Annotated in this window: 17 protein-coding genes; 5 read left to right on the forward strand and 12 right to left on the reverse strand. The window is 74.3% G+C overall.

Translation table 11 applies throughout. From position 1 onward, the window contains the following. Positions 1-101: 101 nt before the first annotated feature. A complete protein-coding gene (gene thrS / locus ACFWH7_RS12255) occupies positions 102-2,129 on the reverse strand; it encodes a threonine--tRNA ligase (RefSeq protein ID WP_378216786.1) in 2,028 nt (675 codons plus the stop codon). 132 nt (positions 2,130-2,261) lie between these two features. After that, positions 2,262-2,441: a hypothetical protein gene (locus tag ACFWH7_RS12260; RefSeq protein WP_378216787.1), complete on the reverse strand. Its 180-nt coding sequence runs from the start codon at positions 2,439-2,441 to the stop codon at positions 2,262-2,264. 150 nt (positions 2,442-2,591) lie between these two features. Here ACFWH7_RS12260 and ACFWH7_RS12265 point away from each other — a divergent pair, with 150 nt between their 5' ends. The 3 genes from ACFWH7_RS12265 to ACFWH7_RS12275 are packed head-to-tail and all read left to right on the forward strand — an operon-like array spanning position 2,592 to position 4,517. Then, positions 2,592-3,035, forward strand: coding sequence for a hypothetical protein (locus ACFWH7_RS12265; RefSeq protein ID WP_378216788.1), 444 nt, complete (start codon positions 2,592-2,594; stop codon positions 3,033-3,035). After that, a complete protein-coding gene (locus ACFWH7_RS12270) occupies positions 3,028-3,432 on the forward strand; it encodes a hypothetical protein (protein WP_378216789.1) in 405 nt (134 codons plus the stop codon). Before ACFWH7_RS12265 ends, ACFWH7_RS12270 begins: the two co-directional genes overlap by 8 nt. Beyond that, a complete protein-coding gene (locus ACFWH7_RS12275; protein ID WP_378216790.1) occupies positions 3,429-4,517 on the forward strand; it encodes a hypothetical protein in 1,089 nt (362 codons plus the stop codon). Before ACFWH7_RS12270 ends, ACFWH7_RS12275 begins: the two co-directional genes overlap by 4 nt. 93 nt (positions 4,518-4,610) lie before the next feature. On the opposite strand, the gene ACFWH7_RS12280 is transcribed toward ACFWH7_RS12275, so the two are convergent. The 9 genes from ACFWH7_RS12280 to ACFWH7_RS12320 all read right to left on the reverse strand — a co-directional run bounded on the left by ACFWH7_RS12280 (position 4,611) and on the right by ACFWH7_RS12320 (position 15,474). After that, on the reverse strand, positions 4,611-5,273 hold the full coding sequence (locus ACFWH7_RS12280; RefSeq protein WP_378216791.1) for a TetR/AcrR family transcriptional regulator: 663 nt from the start codon (positions 5,271-5,273) through the stop codon (positions 4,611-4,613). Continuing rightward, on the reverse strand, positions 5,270-7,069 hold the full coding sequence (locus ACFWH7_RS12285) for an ATP-binding cassette domain-containing protein (protein ID WP_378216792.1): 1,800 nt from the start codon (positions 7,067-7,069) through the stop codon (positions 5,270-5,272). The genes ACFWH7_RS12280 and ACFWH7_RS12285 overlap by 4 nt, the downstream gene beginning before the upstream one ends. After that, positions 7,066-8,160, reverse strand: coding sequence for an ABC transporter permease (locus ACFWH7_RS12290; protein ID WP_378216819.1), 1,095 nt, complete (start codon positions 8,158-8,160; stop codon positions 7,066-7,068). Before ACFWH7_RS12290 ends, ACFWH7_RS12285 begins: the two co-directional genes overlap by 4 nt. 129 nt (positions 8,161-8,289) lie before the next feature. Continuing rightward, a complete protein-coding gene (locus ACFWH7_RS12295) occupies positions 8,290-8,838 on the reverse strand; it encodes a CAP domain-containing protein (protein ID WP_378216793.1) in 549 nt (182 codons plus the stop codon). After that, positions 8,835-10,151, reverse strand: a complete 1,317-nt coding sequence (locus ACFWH7_RS12300; RefSeq protein ID WP_378216794.1) for a UDP-glucose dehydrogenase family protein — start codon at positions 10,149-10,151, stop codon at positions 8,835-8,837. Before ACFWH7_RS12300 ends, ACFWH7_RS12295 begins: the two co-directional genes overlap by 4 nt. 91 nt (positions 10,152-10,242) lie before the next feature. Next, entirely contained in the window at positions 10,243-11,940 is a 1,698-nt protein-coding gene (locus ACFWH7_RS12305) for a tyrosine-protein kinase domain-containing protein (protein ID WP_378216795.1), read from the reverse strand. A gap of 94 nt (positions 11,941-12,034) precedes the next feature. Then, on the reverse strand, positions 12,035-13,024 hold the full coding sequence (locus ACFWH7_RS12310; protein ID WP_378216796.1) for a GDP-L-fucose synthase family protein: 990 nt from the start codon (positions 13,022-13,024) through the stop codon (positions 12,035-12,037). Further along, positions 13,021-14,049, reverse strand: a complete 1,029-nt coding sequence (gene gmd / locus ACFWH7_RS12315) for a GDP-mannose 4,6-dehydratase (RefSeq protein WP_378216797.1) — start codon at positions 14,047-14,049, stop codon at positions 13,021-13,023. Before gmd ends, ACFWH7_RS12310 begins: the two co-directional genes overlap by 4 nt. A 39-nt stretch (positions 14,050-14,088) precedes the next feature. Continuing rightward, entirely contained in the window at positions 14,089-15,474 is a 1,386-nt protein-coding gene (locus tag ACFWH7_RS12320; RefSeq protein WP_378216798.1) for a glycosyltransferase, read from the reverse strand. A 43-nt stretch (positions 15,475-15,517) separates the two neighbouring features. Here ACFWH7_RS12320 and ACFWH7_RS12325 point away from each other — a divergent pair, with 43 nt between their 5' ends. Next, entirely contained in the window at positions 15,518-16,084 is a 567-nt protein-coding gene (locus ACFWH7_RS12325) for an LbetaH domain-containing protein (RefSeq protein WP_378216799.1), read from the forward strand. Position 16,085: 1 nt separating this feature from the next. After that, positions 16,086-17,216: a glycosyltransferase gene (locus tag ACFWH7_RS12330; protein WP_378216800.1), complete on the forward strand. Its 1,131-nt coding sequence runs from the start codon at positions 16,086-16,088 to the stop codon at positions 17,214-17,216. Here ACFWH7_RS12330 and ACFWH7_RS12335 read toward each other — a convergent pair. Beyond that, a complete protein-coding gene (locus ACFWH7_RS12335; RefSeq protein WP_378216801.1) occupies positions 17,204-18,574 on the reverse strand; it encodes a hypothetical protein in 1,371 nt (456 codons plus the stop codon). The two genes, ACFWH7_RS12330 and ACFWH7_RS12335, sit on opposite strands and share 13 nt — an antisense overlap. Positions 18,575-18,682 lie beyond the last annotated feature (108 nt).

Below are 18,682 nucleotides of genomic sequence, written 5' to 3' on the forward strand. Positions count from 1 at the left end.
GGGGCGGGGGGCGGCGGGGGGGGTGGGGGGGGGGGGGCCCCCCCGGGGGGGCCGGGGGGGCCGCCGCCGGGCGACCCCGTGCGCTCGTCGCTCACGCGTCGTCAGACCTGGACGCGGTCGCGGACGGCGGTGACGATGCGCTCGACCGCCTCGGCGACCGGCACGCCGTTGTCCTGGCGGCCGTCGCGGTACCGGAACGACACGGCGCCGGCCTCCGCGTCCTCGCCGCCCGCGATGAGGACGAACGGCACCTTGCGCGTGCTCGCGTTGCGGATCTTCTTGCCGAACCGGTCGTCGGAGTAGTCGACCTCGGCGCGGATCCCCTGGGCCTTGAGCTGCTCGACGACGTCGGCCACGTACTCGTTGAACGGCTCCGCGACCGGGACCGCGACGACCTGGACGGGCGCGAGCCACGCCGGGAACGCGCCCGCGTAGTGCTCGACGAGGATCCCGAAGAACCGCTCGATCGAGCCGAACAGCGCGCGGTGGATCATCACCGGGCGCTGACGCGTGCCGTCGGACGCCGTGTACTCGAGCTCGAACAGCTCCGGCTCGAAGAAGTCGAGCTGGATCGTCGAGAGCTGCCACGTGCGGCCGATCGCGTCCTTCGCCTGGACCGAGATCTTCGGGCCGTAGAACGCCGCACCGCCCGGGTCGGCGACGAGCTCGAGGCCCGACTCCGTCGCGACCTGGCGCAGGATCTCGGTCGCCTCCTCCCACGTGGCGTCGTCCCCGACCGACTTCTCCGGGTCGCGTGTCGACAGCTCGAGGTAGAAGTCCTCGAGGCCGTAGTCGCGCAGGAGGTCGAGGACGAACGTGAGCGTCGTGGACAGCTCGTCCTTCATCTGCTCGCGCGTGCAGTAGATGTGCGCGTCGTCCTGCGTGAAGCCGCGCGCGCGGGTCAGGCCGTGCACGACGCCCGACTTCTCGTACCGGTACACCGTGCCGAACTCGAACAGCCGCAGCGGCAGCTCCCGGTACGAGCGGCCCCGGGAGTTGAACACCAGGTTGTGCATCGGGCAGTTCATCGGCTTGAGGTAATAGTCCTGGCCGGCGCGCTTGACGTTGCCCTCGTCGTCGAGCTCCTCGTCCAGGTGCATGGGCGGGTACATGCCGTCCGCGTACCAGTCGAGGTGGCGCGAGGTCTGGAAGAGGTTCGCCTTGGTGATGTGCGGCGTGCTGACGAACGAGTAGCCCGCCTCGACGTGCCGCTTGCGCGAGTACTCCTCCATCTCCATGCGGATCGTCGCGCCGTTGGGGTGGAACACGGGCAGGCCCGAGCCGATCTCCTCCGGGAAGGAGAACAGGTCGAGCTCGTTGCCGAGGCGGCGGTGGTCGCGACGCTCGGCCTCCGCGAGGCGGTCGAGGTACGCCTTGAGCTCGTCCTTGGTCGGCCACGCCGTGCCGTAGACGCGCTGGAGCTGCGGGTTCTTCTCGCTGCCGCGCCAGTAGGCCGCGGCCGAGCGCATGAGCTGGTACCCGTTGCCGATCAGGCGCGTGCTCGGCAGGTGCGGGCCGCGGCACAGGTCCTTCCAGACCACCGTCTCGCTCTCCCGCCCGGCGCCGCGCACGTTGTCGTAGATCGTCAGCTCGCCGCCGCCGACCTCGACGCTCGCGCCCTCGGTGTCGTCGGCCGCGCCGCCCTTGAGCCCGATGAGCTCGAGCTTGTACGGCTCGTCGGCGAGCTCGGCGCGCGCCTCGTCCTCCGTCACGACCCGGCGACGGAAGGTCTGGCCCTCCCGGATGATCCGGGACATCGCCTTGTCGAGGGCCTTGAGGTCCTCGGGGGTGAACGGCGTCTCGACGTCGAAGTCGTAGTAGAAGCCGTCCGTGATGGGCGGGCCGATGCCGAGCTTGGCGTCGGGGTTGACCTGCTGGACGGCCTGGGCGAGCACGTGCGCGGCCGAGTGCCGCAGCACCGCGAGGCCGTCGGGCGAGTCGATGGTCACGCCCTCGACCACGTCGCCGTCGGCGACCGGGGTGTCGAGGTCCTTGAGGACGCCGTTGACGCGGATCACGACGACGTCGCGACGGGCGGCGAACAGGTCCGTGCCCGTCGTGCCCGTCGTCACCGTGGTCTCCTCGGCGTCGAGGGTGATGGTGAGGGGTGACGAGACGACGTCAGACACGTCCGTGCTCCGATCTGCTGGCGGGAGGCGCGCGGCACGCGCCCGGTCGAGGTCCTGCGGCCGGCGGGCCCTGCCCGACAGCACGAAGGGCGCCGTCGTGGACGGCGCCCCTCGATCGTACCGACCCGCAGGTCAGTCGTTGGCCTCCTTGGCCTTCTCGGCCAGGGTGTCGACGTGCTGGTCGACCGAGTCGGGCGCGACGGACTTGATCTTCTCCGCGACGTCGTCGATGCGGTCGTCGGTGAGGAACTCCTTCGCCTTGCCGAGAAGGTCGCCGAGGCCCCCTTCGTCCTTCGGTGTCTGCTGGCTCATGTCGGCTCCCTCGAGGATGGGCTGCGCGCGTCCCGCGCCGGGCGCCGGACGGTTCCCGCGCCCGACCGGAACGCTACCCGCGCCCGCGCCGCGCCGCACGACGTCGTGCGCCCGCGCCGCCGCGGGCCGCGGCCTGTCACAATCGTCGCCATGGACGACGACGTGGCACCCGGCGAGCGGACGGCGCGGGTCTTCCGCCGCCGGCTCAACGAGCTCTTCGCACGCGGTCGCGGGGGGCGGCCCGTGACCAACCGCGAGGCCGCCCAGTGGATGACGGAGCGCGGGTACTCGATCAACGAGGCGTACCTCAGCGCGCTGCGCGGCGGGCACCGCTCCTCGCCGAGCCTGCGCGTCGTCGAGGGCATCGCCGCGTTCTTCCACGTGAGCACGGGCAGCCTCGTCGACCCCGAGGAGGACCCGGACGACGGCCTGCGGGCCGCCCTCGCCGACGAGGGCGTCGAGCAGTTCGCGCTGCGCGCCCAGGGTCTGTCGCCCGAGAACGTCCGGGCGATCATCGAGATCGTCGACCGCGTGCGGCGCCTGGAGCACCTCCCTCCCGTGACCCCGCCCGTCCCGGACGACGACCGTGGATGACCTGCTGCGCGCCGCGGGCCTGGACCGCGCCCGCAGCGTCGAGGAGGCGTGCCGCCTGGTCGCGGCGGTCCGTGGCCGGCCCCTCGAGGTCGTCGAGGGCGACCTCGGCCCCGGTGTGACCGGGCTCTGGCTCGCCTTCCCCGAGCGCGACCTCGTCCTCGTCGACGCCCGCCAGACCCTGGCCGGGCCGCACCGCGACCATGTCGTCGCGCACGAGCTCGTCCACGTCCTCGACGCGGCCGCCACGGCGGGCGCGCCCCGCGTCGGCGCGTGCCGCGACGGGTACGAGGACCCCGACGAGCTGCGCGTCGAGCGCCTCGCGAGCGAGCTCATGATCTCGATCGCGTCCCACGGCAGCTCGGCGACCCGGCTCACGTCCCTGGAGCTCTACCGGTGAACCACGCCCTCGGCCTCCTCGTCGTGGTGCTCTTCGCCATCGCGGCCGTGTGGACCGGCGTGCGCGCCCGCACGCGCGCCGACGCGGCCCTCCCCCTCGGTCTGGGCTTCGTCGCGGTCGCGAACGCGCTGCGCGTGCCCGTGGTGGCCGACCTCCTCAAGGGGCACGCCCCCGCCGGGACCCACGAGGTCGCCAAGCACGTCGCGCTCGTCACCGGCTGCCTCTTCGTCGGCGTGTGGGCGTACAGCGCCACCACCGGCCGGGCACCGCGCACCCGGCACGTGGCGCTCGCGGCCACGGGCGTCGGGGCCGCCATGGTGGTGCTCGCCGCAGCCAGCGGGCCCTGGACGACCCACGACCTCGACGCGCAGGTGCACGACCGTCCTCTCATGTGGGGCTACTGGGCGCTCTACTACGGGACGTTCGTGACGGCGACCGCGACCTTCGCCGTCTCCTGCCTGCGCACCCGATCACGACGGCCGCTCCGGCTGCGCTGGGGCATGGACGTGGCGGGGGCGGGCGCCGTCGTCGCCGTCGTGTGGGCCGTCGTGAGCTTCGTGGCGATGGTGCAGCACGAGCCGGGCAGCACCGAGCCGTACCTGGTGGTCGGCCTGCGGACCCGGTACCTCGTGCTCGCCGCGGCCGTCCTGCTCACCGTCGGCATCGTGGGCCAGCTCGCGTCGTCCGCCGCCTTCGCGCGCGAGCGCCGCCGCGACCTCGGCCACCTCCACACGTTCCTCCGGGCGGTCGTGGGCGACGGCGGTCTGCGCGGGTCGAGCGCCGCCGTGGACGAGTACCACCGGACCATCGAGATCTTCGACGGCCTCACCACGCTCGCCCTCCACTCGCGCCGCGACGACGTGGATCACGTGCGGATCGCCGTCCCGGGGAGCCCGCGCGAGGTGATCCTCGCCTACCAGCTCCAGGTCGCCGCGATCCGCAAGACCCGGGGCGACGCGCCGAGCCTCGACCCCGACGACTGGTCCGGCCTCCTCGCGGACGACGACGCGCTGCGTCGGCTGGGGCGCGCGCTGCGCGACCGGACGGACCTGGAGGGGACGACCCGCGTCCTCGCGGGCGTCTGAGCGGGCCGCCGTGGCTCGACGCCAAGCTCCCCCTGCGCGCTTGGCCCCGCGCCGAGCCTCGGCCGGCGGGGCTCAACCTACAGACAGACGACCCTACGGCGCAACATGCCTCGCAGTTGAAATCTCAACGTTTCCGGCGCTGCGCGGGTCCTCGGTCACGACTCCCGGGAGCGGACCGGTGAGGTAGCCCTGGATCGTCGGACCGACCGCCCCGACCACGGTCTCCGCCGGAGCTCCCGCGAGCGGCTCGACCCGGACCACGTACCGCGCGACGACCAGCCCGGCGAGCTGGCTCGCCAAGAGCGCGCCCCGCCACGCGGCTCGGTGCGGATCCGGCTCGCTCCGCGCCACCGTCGGCCGCACGACCCGGGCCAGCACGAACTCGCGCAGCATCCGCGCCGCTCGCTCGGAGCTCGTCGCCGAGCGCAGGAGCGCGAGCGCGACCCGCCCGCGCGGCGAGTCCCAGGCGCGCAGGAGCGTGCGGACGACGTGCTCGCCCAGGCGCGCCACGTCGTCGGGCGCGCCGTCGAGGAGGAGCTCGTGGGGATCGAAGGGCACGTCGACCGCGGCCTGGAAGAGCCTCTCCTTCGTCCCGAACCAGTGGTGGACCAGCGCGGCGTCGACGCCCGCCCGGGTGGCGATGTCGCGGACCGTCGCGCGGTCGTAGCCGTGCTCCGCGAACGCGTCCCGCGCGGCCGACAGGATGTCGGAGCGCGTGTCCGAGCGGCCCGGGCGTCGCCCTCGCCGCCCGGTCACGCCGCACCTGCCGCGGTCGCGGACGCGCGGTCCACGAGGACCATGGTCTCCTCGAGCGTCGCGGGCACGACGTCGCACGTCGCGGCGACGCCCGTCGCGGCGAGCACGTCCTGGACCGCCGCGGGCGGCGTCCCTGCCACGCGCGCCGCGCGGCCGTCGAGCATCACGGGCAGGCCCGCGGCGTCGAGCGCCGCGAACGCCGCCTGCCAGTCCCGGGACCGCACGACGACCGCCTCGCGGCCGCCCACGACGTCCGCGACCGTGCCCTCGGCCACGGAGCGCCCGCGCGACAGGACGTGCAGGCGGTCGCACTGCTCGGCCTCCTGGAGGTGGTGCGTCGTCACGAGGACGCCGACGCCCGCGTCGGCCTGCGCGTGGATCGCGTCCCACGCGCGCGCCCGCGCGAGCGGGTCGACGCCGGACGTCGGCTCGTCGAGGACGAGGAGCCGCGGCGCGTGCAGCAGGGCGCAGTGGAACGCGAGCTGGCGCCGTCGCCCCAGCCCGATCTCCGCGACGGGTCGACGGCGGACCGCCGCGAGCGCCGGCGGGAGCGCGGGCACGTCCGGCACCCCGTACGCCGCTGCCACGAACTCGACGTTCTCCTCGACGCTCAGGTCGCCGGAGAGCCCGAGGCCCTGCGGGACGTAGCCGACCGACCGGCGGCCCGCACGGTCCGGCGGTGCGCCGAGGACCTCGACCCGGCCCCCGTCGAGCCGGTCGAGACCGAGGACCATGCGCAGGAGCGTCGTCTTGCCCGCGCCGTTCGCGCCGAGCAGGCCCACCACCTCGCCGGGGCGCACGACGAGGGAGACGTCGTCGACGGCCACGACGTCGCCGAGCCGCCGCTCGGCACCCTCGACCCGCACGAGGGGGGCGTCCTGCGCGAGCGCGACTCCCGCGGGCCGGTCCGCGCGGGGCCTCGCCGGACTCGCCCCGTCGTCGTCGGCGTCGTCTGCGTCGTCGGGGCGGAGCGTGCCACGACCGAGCGTGAGGGCCACGACGGCGTCCTCCAGGTCGACGTCCGCGGTGCCCCCCGACGGGGAAGTCGCGCCGTCGGGCCACCACGTGTGGAACGTCGGGCCGCGGCGCCACGTCCGACCGCCCCGGCCCGCCGGCGGGGCGGACGCGACCGTGATCCGCCCGGGCGCGGCGGCACGCACGTCGTCAGGCGTCCCCGCGGCGAGCACCGCGCCCGCGTCGAGCACGACGACGTCGGCGGCCCGCTCGGCCTCGTCGAGGTACGTCGTGGTGACGAGGACCGCCGCGCCGGTCGCCGCCGACTCCGCGACGAGCCGCCACAGCTCGACGCGGCTCACGGGGTCCACCCCGGTGCTCGGCTCGTCGAGGAGCAGGACTTCGGGCTCGTGCAGCATCGCGAGGCACACGCCGAGCTTCTGCCGCATCCCTCCGGAGAGCTGCGACCCGAGCCGGCCGCGCGCCTCGGCGAGCCCCGCCCGCCCGAGCAGCTCGTCCGCGCGCCGTTCCCTGCGGGCGGCCGGCATGCGGTAAGCGTCGCCGACGAGCTCGACGTTCTCCTCGACGGTCAGCGCCGGCCAGACGCCGCTCGACGACGGCTGGTAGCCGACCCGGTCGCGGGGCGGGACGTCCACGGTGCCGCCCGCGACAGGTACCTGTCCGAGCAGCGCGCGCACGAGGGTCGTCTTGCCCGCCCCGTCGCCGCCCACCACCGACGTGACCTGCCCGCGCGGGAGGTCGAGGTCCACGCCGACGAGGGCGCGCACGACGTGCCCGTGCCCGCTGAAGAAGACGTCGAGACCGCGCACGCCCCAGGTCACCGGACCGCTCCGCTCGCCGCGGGCGTCGCGCTCTGGGCCGCGGCCGGGCGGTGCCGGCGGTGCTCCCGCGCGGGCGAGAGCTCGCGCGAGAGCCGCAGGACGGCCAGCCCGAACACGACCACCGCCATCACCGCGAGCACGACGAGCGGCAGCCACAGCGCGGACCACGACGCCCCGCGGACCATGACGCCCTGGGAGACCTCGGTGAACCACGTCAGGGGCAGGAGGTACCCGATCCAGCGCACCCCGGCCGCCATGGCGTCGAGCGGGAAGATCATGCCCGAGAGCAGGACCTGCGGGAGCATCGTCATGAGCGCGACCTGCACCGCCTGCCCGGTGGTCTGCGACACGGTCGAGATGAGCGCGCCGATACCGAGGACGACGAAGAGGAACAGGGCCGCACCCACGACGAACGGGCCGACGGGGCCTGCGAACGGCACGTCGAAGATCCACCTGCCGAGCAGCGTCACGGCGACCATGTCCAGGCACGCCAGGAGGAAGTAGGGCGTGATCTTCCCGAGGATCACCGCGGCCGGGCCGAGCGGCATCACCGCGAGCTGCTCGAACGTCCCCGCCTCGCGCTCCTTGACGAGCCCGATGGACGTGATGATCGTGCCGATGAACGTGAGGATGAGACCGATCAGCGCCGGCACCATCACCCACGACGTGTCGAGGTCCGGGTTGAACAGGATCTCCGAGTCCACCGCGTCCCCGAGCGAGGCGACGAGGACCTTCGCCGACTGCGCCGCAAACAGGTTCGACCCGTCGATGTAGACCGTCGGCCGGCCCTCCCCCGGCTCCGGCGCGACGACGGCGACGTCGCTGCGGTCGTCGCGCAGCGCGGCGCGGGCGTCGGCATCCGTGCCTGCGGGGTCCACGCGCACGACGTCGAGCGCGTCCGCAGCGGCAGGGTTCGCCTCGATCGCGTCCACCGCCTGCTCGGCACCCGGCCCGACGGCCGTGACGGTCAGCGTCTCGACCGTGAAGTTCGCCGCGAACCCGAACACCACGAGCAGCAGCAGCGGCATCCCGACGAGCATCGCGACGGTGCGCCGGTCCCGGCGCAGCTCACGGAACTCCTTGACGACCATCGCGCGCACGACGCCTCCCCGGTCCTGCCCGCGCCGCACCGTGCGGTCAAATTCATCACCCGTTGAAAGAGACGCTAGGCCGCGGCCACCGAGGGGTCAAGGGCGTGCGGAGCGAGGATCGGGTCGCGGTCAGCCGAGGAACACCTGTGCGCAGACGAGGCCGCCGGCGCCGTCGGTGGCGTCCCCGACGCACGCGACGCCGACGGATGTCAGCGTCGGGTCCAGGAGGTTCGCCCGGTGCCCGTGGGACCCCATCCACGCGTCGACGACCGCGGCCGGCTCGGCGGAGGATCGGCTGAGGTTCTCCGCCGCGGTGCCGCGCGGAGGAGCGCAGGCTGCCACGACCTCGTCGAGGGGGGCGTGCTCGAGCGGGACGCCGACGAGCGCCGTGGCACGGGACAGGGCCTCCTCGGTCGCGCAGCCGCTCTCCTCCAACCGGGGAACCCCCGCCTCGTCGCGTTCCTCCTGCGTCTCCGCCAGCAGCCGGGCGGCGTACTCCGTCGGCTCCCAGGGCAGCGTCGCCGAGGGGTCGTCGGCGCTCGGAGCCCCGCGCCCACCGTCGTCGCCCAGCGCGCAGCCTCCGAGGGACAGGCTCACGAGCGTCGTCACCAGCACCGTGAGCCTGCGCGCTCCGGCGCGGGGCCCGGAGCCGACGCGCGCCGCGTGCTCGCCGTTCACCGCCGGCCGAGCGCGCGGTACGTCCACCCCGCCTCGCGCCACACGGCCACGTCGAGCGCGTTGCGGCCGTCGACGACGCGGGGGGCCGCCACGAGGCCGTACAGCTTGCCCGGGTCCAGGTCCCGGTACTCCTGCCACTCGGTGAGGACCAGCACCGCGTCCACACCGTCCACCGCCTCCTCGACGGTCTCGGCGAAGCCCAGCGACGGGGCCTTGGCGCGCGCGTTGGCCAGCGCGCGCGGGTCGGTCACCACGACGCGGGCGCTGCGCTGGTGCAACCGCTCCGCGACGTCGAGCGCGGGCGAGTCGCGGACGTCGTCGCTGTCGGGCTTGAACGCCGCTCCCAGGACCGCGATGCGCGCGCCGGCCAGCGGACGGCCGTCGAGCACGCCGACCGTGAGGTCGACCATGCGCTCGCGCCGACGCAGGTTGATCGAGTCGACCTCGCGCAGGAAGCTGACGGCGGGATCGGCGTGCAGCTCCTCGGCCCGCGCCATGAACGCGCGGATGTCCTTCGGCAGGCAGCCGCCGCCGAATCCGAGCCCGGCGTTGAGGAAGCGCCGCCCGATCCGCTCGTCGAGGCCGATCGCGTCGGCGAGGAGCGTCACGTCCCCCCCGGCGACCTCGCACAGCTCCGCCATCGCGTTGATGAAGGAGATCTTCGTGGCGAGGAACGAGTTCGCCGCGACCTTGACGAGCTCGGCCGTCGCCCGGTCGACCACGAGCCGCGGCGTGCCGTCGCCGAGGGCCGCGGCGTAGACGGCGTCGAGCGCCTCGACCGCGCGAGCGCCCGCCGCGTCGTCCGGGACGCCGTAGACGAGCCGGTCGGGTCGCAGCGTGTCCTGGACGGCGAACCCCTCGCGCAAGAACTCGGGGTTCCAGACGAGCGTCGCGGTGGGTCGGACCGCGGCGAGCTCGTCCGCGAGCCGCGCGGCCGTCCCCACGGGGACGGTCGACTTGCCCACCACGACCGCGTCCGCGGCGAGGTGCGGCACGAGCGACCGGAAGGCCGCGTCGACGGACGACAGGTCGGCGGCGTACGAGTCGGCGCGCTGGGGTGTCCCCACGCACACGAAGTGGACCTCGGCGTCGGCCGCCGCGGCGGGGTCGGTCGTGAAGGTGAGCCGTCCGGAGGCCCCCGCCTCCGCGAGCAGCCCGTCGAGCCCCGGCTCGTAGAACGGTGCCCGCCCGTCGCGCAGCGAGCCCACCTTCCGGGCGTCGACGTCCACGCCGACCACGTCGTGCCCCAGCGTCGCCATGCACGCCGCATGCACCGCGCCCAGATAGCCGCAACCGATCACCGAGATCCTCATGGCGTTCCCCCTGCTCGTCCCGCCGTCTCCGGGCGGGCGTCCGTCCTGCCGCCGCGGCGCGACCGATGCCACGCCCACGTCCTGCGCTCGCTCACTGCCGCTCGCGCGGCAGCACCACCTCGTCGAAGGCCCCCGTCGCCGGGTGCGTCCCGACAGCGACGGCCGCCGCGTCGCCGGGGCCACGAGGGCTCCGAGAGGCGTCCGCGCCGTCGACGGCGGTCACGTCACCCGTCGTGGCCGTCGACCGGCCAGCCGGCGGGGCGGTCGTGTCCCTCGCGGCCGGCCCGTCCGCGGCGACGGGTGCCCACGGCCCCGTGCCGGTCGCCGGGGCCTGCGGCCCCGAGCCGCGGGCGTGCCGACGCGCCCGCCCGGGCGACCGGCGCGCAGAGCGACCCTCGGGGGTCTGCGCTGCGGAGTCCACCGTGTACTCGTAGTAGCCGTACTCGTACGCGCCTGCGCCCGGCCCCTTGACCGGCACGCGGTTCACGACCATCCCCAGCGGGCGCACGCCCACCGTGCCGAGGGCCGACAGCGCCGTCTCGAGCTGGTTCCGGTGCACGGTGCCCGCGCCGACGACGACGATCGCACCCCCTACACCCTTCGCGAGGATGGCCGCGTCCGTGACCGGCAGGAGCGGGGGCGTGTCCACGACGATCGCGTCGTACTCGGTCCGCAGCCGCTCCAGGAGCCGCGTCATGGACTCGCTGCCGAGCAGCTCGCTCGGGTTCGGCGGGATCTGGCCCGACGCGATGACGTCGAGGTTGGCGTTGCCCCACGGCTGGACCGCGTCCTCGACGCCGACCTTGCCGATGAGGACCGTCGTGAGCCCGACCGACCCCTCGATGCCCAGGTATCGGGCGACCGCCGGGCGGCGCAGGTCGGCGTCGACCAGCACGACGCGCTGCCCGGCGTCCGCGAGGGTGATCGCGAGGTTGACGCTCGTGGTGGTCTTGCCCTCGCCGGGCAACGCGGACGTCATGACGTACGTGCGGGCCGCGGGGCCGAGCTCGAGGAACTGCAGGTTGGTGCGCAGCCGTCGGAACGCCTCGGCCCGCACCGCCTGGGGCGACTCCTGCACGATCAGCGGGTGCTCCGGCGCGTCGACCTCGTACCCGATGACGCCGAGCACCGGCGCGTCCGTCACGTCCTCCACGTCGGCCGTGGAGCGCACTCGGGTGTCGAGCAGCTCGCGCAGCACGGCCACCGCGACCCCGACCGCGAGGCCCACCACGAGCCCCAGCACGAGGTTGAGCCGCAGGTTGGGCGACGCGGGCGAGGCCGGTACGGACGCCGCCCTGACGGTGCTGATCTGCACGGGCGAGTCGCCGCCGCCCGCCGGCGTCTCCAGCTCCCCGACGACCGCGGCGAGCGACCCCGCGGTGGCGTTCGCGATCTCCGCCGCCAGCTGGGGCGACTCGTCGGTCGCGGTGACGTTGATGAGCGCCGTGTCGAGCGGCGAGTCCGCGTGCACGCGCTGCGCGAGGGACCCGGCGTCGTCCGCGAGGCCGAGCTCCTCGATCACGGGGTCCAGGACGCGCGGGCTCGTCACGAGCTCGATGTACGACTTGACCTGGCGCACCGTGAAGTTCGACCCCTGCAGCAGGTCCGTCGTGGAGTCGGAGCCCTGGACGGACACGTACACCTGGGACCGTGCGGAGTACGTCGGCGTCGTCAGGAGCGAGTACGCGCCCGCGAGCGCCAGCCCGAGCGCCCCGGCGACCACGATCGTGACCCACCTCTTGCGCAGCAGGACGAGGTAGTCCTTGAGCTCCATCGTCGTCCCCCTCACCGGGCCGCTCCCCCTGAGCGTCCACCCACGACCGCCTCAATCTCGCACAGGGCACCGCACGTCGCGAGCCTGGGCGCCTCCGCCCGCACCGGGATCACGCGCGGACCCGCCCGGCCTGCTCTCGGTACCACGACACGGTCCGCTCGATCCCCTCGCGCAGCCCGGTCCTCGCCTCCCAGCCGCTCGCGCGCAGCCTGGACACGTCGAGCAGCTTCTGCGGCGTGCCGTCCGGCCTCGACCGGTCCCAGCGCGTCGCGCCGTCGTACCCGACGACGTCGGCGACCGTCTCGGCGAGCTCGCGGACGGTGACGTCCTGCCCGGTGCCGACGTTGACCTGGACGGGACCGTCGTAGTGCTCGAGGAGGTGCAGGCACGCGTCCGCCATGTCGTCGCTGTGCAGGAACTCTCGCCGTGGCGACCCCGTCCCCCAGTTCGTCACCTCCCGGGCGCCGGTCCGCACGGCCTCGTCGTAGCGCCGGATCAGCGCGGGCAGCACGTGCGACCCGGTCGGCGAGAAGTTGTCGCCGGGTCCGTAGAGGTTCGTCGGCATGGCCGAGATCCACGGCAGCCCGTCCTGGCGGCGGACCGCCTGGACGTGCAGGATGCCGGTGATCTTCGCGATGGCGTAGGCGTCGTTGGTCGGTTCGAGGGGCCCTGTCAGCAGCGCGTCCTCGACGATGGGCTGCGGCGCGAGCCGCGGATAGATGCACGACGAGCCCAGGAACAGCAGCCGCTCGACCTCGGAGGTCCGCGCCGCGTCGAGGACGTTCACCTGGATGCGGACGTTCTCGCTGAGGAAGTCGACGGGGTACGCCGCGTTCGCCATGATCCCGCCGACCTTCGCCGCCGCGAGGACCACGTAGCGCGGGCGGTGCGCACGGAAGAAGTCGTGCACCGCGTCGCGGTCGGTGAGGTCGAGCTCGGCGGAGGTCCGCCCCACGAGCCGGGAGAACCCCGCTCGTTCCAGACGGCGCCAGATCGCCGAGCCGACCAGGCCGCGGTGGCCGGCGACGTAGAAGACGGCGTCCCGGTCGAGCGGTGCCGGCTCGTGGCGGACGAGGTCACGCGCGTCGGGCGACGTCACGCCGCGTCCCACGTCGCGAGCGCGACCCGGTCGATCCACGGCGACCCGGCGTGGCCCAGGGCCTCGACGTCGGCGTCGACCATGATGCGCGCGAGCTCGCGCCCGTCGATGGTCGGCTTCCACCCGAGGTCGGCGTGCGCCCTGCTGGGGTCGCCGATGAGGGCGTCGACCTCCGTCGGACGCAGGTAGCGCTCGTCGAACCGCACGTGGTGCTCCCAGTCGAGCCCCGCGTGGGCGAACGCCTCCTGGAGGAAGTCGCGCACCGACAGCCCGATCCCCGTGGCGAGGACGTAGTCGTCCGGCTGCTCGGCCTGCAGCATGCGCCACATGCCCTCGACGTACTCGGCCGCGTACCCCCAGTCGCGGACCGCGTCGAGGTTGCCCAGGTACAGGTGCTCCTGCCGACCGGCCTGGATGGCCGCCACGGCACGCGTGATCTTGCGGGTCACGAACGTCTCGCCGCGGCGCGGGCTCTCGTGGTTGAAGAGGATCCCGTTGACGGCGAACATGTCGTAGGCCTCGCGGTAGTTCTTCGTGATCCAGTACGCGTAGAGCTTGGCGGCCGCGTAGGGCGACCGCGGGTGGAACGGCGTCGTCTCGTTCTGCGGCGGGGGCGTCGCGCCGTAGAGCTCGGACGACGACGCCTGGTAGTAGCGCGTCTCCACGCCCGCCAGGCGCACCGCCTCGAGCAGGCGGATCGCCCCTGTCCCGGTGGTGTCCGCCGTGTGCTCGGGCTCGTCGAACGAGACCCGGACGTGGGACTGCGCCGCGAGGTTGTAGACCTCGTCCGGGCAGATGTGCGCGATGAGCGATACGAGGCGCGCCCCGTCGGACAGGTCCGCGTAGTGCAGGAAGAGCCGCGCGTCCTCCTCGTGCGGGTCCTGGTAGAGGTGGTCGATCCGCGCCGTGTTGAACGTCGAGGCGCGGCGGATCAACCCGTGCACCTCGTACCCCTTGCGGAGCAGGAGCTCCGCAAGGTACGAGCCGTCCTGCCCCGTGATCCCCGAGATCAGTGCCTTCTTCATGCTTCCCCCTGAGTCGTGCAGCGGCGCTGCGGTCGGTGGTTACGTGCGCGCGGCGTCCGGGACGCGCGCCGCGCCGTCAGGCGTCGGCAGCACGGCGCCTGCGGTCGCGATCGTTCCTGCTGTCGCGGCGGTGCCTGCAGTGGTGGTCCTGGCCCGGGTGCCCCGCGCACCACGTGCGTGCTGCTCGAGGACCGCCGCGAACGCGTCCACCGCAGCGCTCTCCGTGAGCGTCTCGTCGCGGTAGCGGCGACCCGCCGATCCCAGACGGTCGCGTCGACCCGGGTCGGCCGCGAGCGCCCGCGCTGCGTCGAGGAGCGCCTGCGGGTCCTGCGGGTCGACGCGGACGCCGCCACCGGACGCGCGCAGCTCGGCCGCCGTCGTCGAACGCTCGGACGACGCCGCGAGCACGGGCCGGGACGCGTCGAAGTAGGACGTGAGCTTGCTCGGCACGGACATCTCGGCGAGCCCCGCGAGCTCGTTGACGAGCAGCACGTCGGAGGCCACGAGCGTGGCGCGGAACTCCACGTCGGGCAGGGAGTCGACGAACTGCAGCCGGCGTACCCCGCTCCCGGCCGCCTCGAGCGCGGCTCGACGGCTCCCGTCGCCCAGGAGCACGAACCGCACCCGCGCGCCCTGCGCGTCGGCCAGGCGCGCCGCCTCGACGACGTTCTCGAGCCCCTGCTTCACCCCCTGGTTGCCCGCGTGGAGCACGACCGTCTCGTCGTCGCGCCACCCATGGGCGGCGCGTACCGCCGCGCGGTCCGGGAGCACCGCGTCGTGCGCGAGGTGCGTCCAGTTGCGCACGACGTGCAACGCGGCGGCGTCGACCCCGAGGGACTCGCCCAGATGCCGCGCGAAGCGCTCGTGGATCGCCACCACCGCGTCGGCACCGTGCGCGACGAAGCGCTCGACGGCGCCCACGGCGCGGGCAGCGCGGCCCGAGGCGGCCCCCGTCTCCTCAACACCGAGCGAGTAGAGATCCTGGGTCCAGAGCACGACGCCCGGCGCGGCGGGGCGCGACGTCCGGCGCGCACGCCCGGCGCGGAGCCGGAGCGTCGCGACGGCCGCCGCGAAGAGCGACGGCGAGACGAGCAGCACGACGTCGGCGTCCGGCCAGGGCGTCGTCGCGGACCGCACCCCGAAGCTCAGCTCGGCGAGGAGACGGCGCACGGAGCTGGGCGACCGGGGCACGTAGTGGCGCAGACGGAGCACCTCGACGCCGTCGAGGTGCTCCCGGCGCGACCACCCGCGGTAGCCCTCGCGGACGCGCCACTCCGGGTAGTGCGGAAAGGTCGTGAGAACGCTCACCCGCGCACCGCGCGCGGCCAGGGCACGGCTCAGCGCCGACGTGTACGGCGCATTTCCGGTAGGTTCAGGGGCGTAGTTGGCGCCGATCACCAGGACGCGCATTCCCGAGGTGCTCACGCACGTACGATAACGACTTTCGGGCCGATTCGCTGGGGGGCAGATGACATCGCAGGAAATGCGCCGGGAAATCCGCGTGATACCGCTCGCCGACGCCCCCGGAGAAAAGACGGCCTGGGGGCGACGGAGCGCGCTCGTCTACCTGTGGGGCGCCGCCGAGCTGCTGTTCGTGTCGAACCCCTGGCAGGTCAGCTCGCGCCTGCGCGTCGCGGTGCTGCGCGCCTTCGGCGCCGACATCGGCGACGGGGTCGTCTTCCGCCCGCGCACGCGCGTCCGCTTCCCATGGAAGCTTCATGTCGAGGCAAATTGCTGGGTGGGCGAAGGGGTGTGGATCCACAACCAGGACCACGTCTGGATCGGGCACGACGCCGTGCTCTCGCAGGACACGTTCCTCACCACGGGGAGCCACCGGCACCGCACCGACATGGGACTCGTGACGGCCCCCGTGCACGTCGGCCCGGGGGCGTGGGTCACCGCACGGTGCGTCGTCCTCGGCGGGACGCGGATCGGGCGCTCGGCGCTCGTCACACCCGGGTCGGTCGTCCGCGGCGACGTGCCCGACGGCCGTGTCTGGGACGGCCGGTCGCTCTCGGCCCGGACGCGGTTCTGAGGTGGTCGGCCGACGCCTGCGCGTCCTGCACGTGGCCACCCTCCTCACCCCCGACGGTGCGTACGGGGGCCCCGTCCGCGTCGCGACCAACCAGATCCGGGCGCTGCGCGCACGAGGTCACGACGCGCTCCTCGTCGCCGCGGCGGCAGGTTTCGACGAGCTCCCGACGACGTGGGACGGCGTGCCGGTCGTGACGTTCCCCGCCGTACGGGTCGCTCCGGGCGCGGGGTTCGCGGGGCTCGCCGCACCCTCGATGGTGCGGTGGATCCGGACCCGCGGAGCTCGTGCCGACGTCGCGCACGTCCATCTGGCCCGCGACCTCGTCACCCTGCCCGCAGCGGTCGCCTGGGGCCGGTCTGGCAAGCCCTTCGTCACGCAGACGCACGGCATGGTGATGCCGTCCTCGCACCCGCTCGCGGCACCCCTCGACGTGGTCCTCACGCGACGCGTCGTGACGCGAGCGTCCACGAGCTTCGCCCTCACGCCCGTCGAGGAGGCCGGCCTCCGCACGCAGTTCGGCCCGGCAGTCAGAGTCCAGCGGCTCGTCAACGGCGTGCCGACGGGCGGGACGAGCGAGCCGCCGCACGTCCACCACCCCGAGGTGCTGTTCCTCGCCCGTCTGCACCCGCGCAAGCGGCCTCTCACCTTCGTCGACGCCGCCGCCCGTCTCGCGCCGCGGTTCCCCGAGGCCCGGTTCCGGATCGTCGGTCCGGACGAGGGCGAGGGCGCCGCGGTGCGCGACCGGATCGCGGCACTCCCGGCGGACGTCCGCGGGCGGATCGCCTGGGAGGGGGCGCTGCCTCCCGAGCGCACGACGGCCCGGCTCGCGCGCGCGTCGCTCTACGTCCTGCCGTCCGTCGACGAGCCGTTCCCCATGAGCGTCCTCGAGGCGATGTCGTGCGGGGTCCCGGTCGTCGTGACGCGGACGTGCGGGCTCGCGGCACCGGTCGAGCGCGCCGCGGCGGGCGAGGTGGTGGGCGAGGACGTCGACGACCTCGCCGCCGCGGTGGCACGGTTCCTCGACAACCCGCGCCTCGCCCAGGACGCGGGCCGCCGCGCGCGCGACCTCGTCCGGAGGGACTACTCGATGGACGCGGTCGCGGACACGCTGGAGCGCGCCTACGTCCGTTGAGCCCCGGCGCCCTGGACCTCTCGGGCTGCACCGACGCCCGGTCGCAGCGCGACCGCGGCGGCGACGAGAGCGACCGGCACCCAGAGGTAGCGGTTGTACATGCTCGGCGCGGTCGCGCTGAACGCGAGCGCCGTGACGCCGACCGCGTACACGCGGGCCCGGAGCGCCGTCCGGGGCACGGCCCGCGCGGCGCGCAGCACCGCGACCACGAGACAGCCGAGCAGACCCGCCGCGAACACGACGCCTCCCTGGAAGAGCGCCGCGACCGGCAGGCTGTGCACGCCCAGCGTGTCCACGACGAGGGAGGACCGGGCGTCGAGACCGGCCCCGCTGATCGGGTCCTGCAGGAAGCCCCGCCACCCGAGGACGATGGTGTCCCACCGGGACGCCGAGGTGTTGAGCGACGCGTCGCCCCCCGAGAGCCCGAGCACCTGCATGACCCGTTCCGCCGGCCGCAGCGCACCCTGAGTCTCGCCGAGCACGCCGCCCGCGAACCAGAGCGCCCCACCGGCGACGACGGCCGCGACGGCGACCCGCCCGACGGGGATGCCGCGCAGGAGCAGCAGTGCGGCGCTGCCGAGGACGGCCGCCAGCATGCCGCTCACGCTGCCGCTGAGCACGAGACCCACGATGCCCGAGAGGGCCACGCCCACGAGCAGGAGCCGCTGGAGCCCTCCCAGTCCGCGCGTCAGCCCGGACAGGCCGATGACGACCGCGAGCGACGCGATGGCTCCGGTGTCGCTGACGTGGCCGGTGAACCCCGTGTAGCGGCCCGCCGTCGTGACGACCCCTCCGGGGATGGCGTCCGGGCCGAGCGCGAACTGCACGAGCGTCCCCAGGGAGCACAGGGCCGCGCCGACGCCGAACGCGACGAGGCCGCGCCGCAGCCGTCGCTCGTCGTCGAGGAGGACCGCGAGCTGCCACGGGAGCGCGAGCGCGACGTACAGCACGCGGACGAGGCTGACGAGGCTCTCGGTCGGTGCGGGTGAACCTGCCGTCGCGAGGCAGCCCCCGACCACCAGCAGCACCGCGGCCGGCAGTGCCCAGGCACCGTACGGGTGCGGCGTGGGAGGTCGGCCCACGGCTGCGAGGCACAGCGCCAGGCTGGCCAGGAGGACGACGTCTCCCGCCGTGATGCCGCCGCCCACCCGCAGCACCATGAGGGAGACGAGGACGAGACCGCCGTACAGGAGCGCCCGCGCGAGCGCCAGCACGGGGTCGCGCGACCCGTCGTGCCCCTCGTGGACGACCTCGACGTCGCGGGGAGGTGGCGCCGACCCGCCGACGTGCCGGCCCGCCGGGCGACCGGTGACCCGCCCCGCTCGTGGCGGGACGATCCCCGTCGGCTCCTCGGTCACCGCAGGATGGTCATGCACTCGTCATCATCCGCTCATCTCCCTTCACCGCCCCGGCCACCTGCCGGTCCGCCGACCCTGCCCCTGGCGAGCCGCGACGGGCGTCGGGGT

It is taken from the genome of Cellulosimicrobium cellulans (assembly GCF_042723955.1).
In the GTDB taxonomy this organism is placed as follows: domain Bacteria; phylum Actinomycetota; class Actinomycetes; order Actinomycetales; family Cellulomonadaceae; genus Cellulosimicrobium; species Cellulosimicrobium cellulans_H.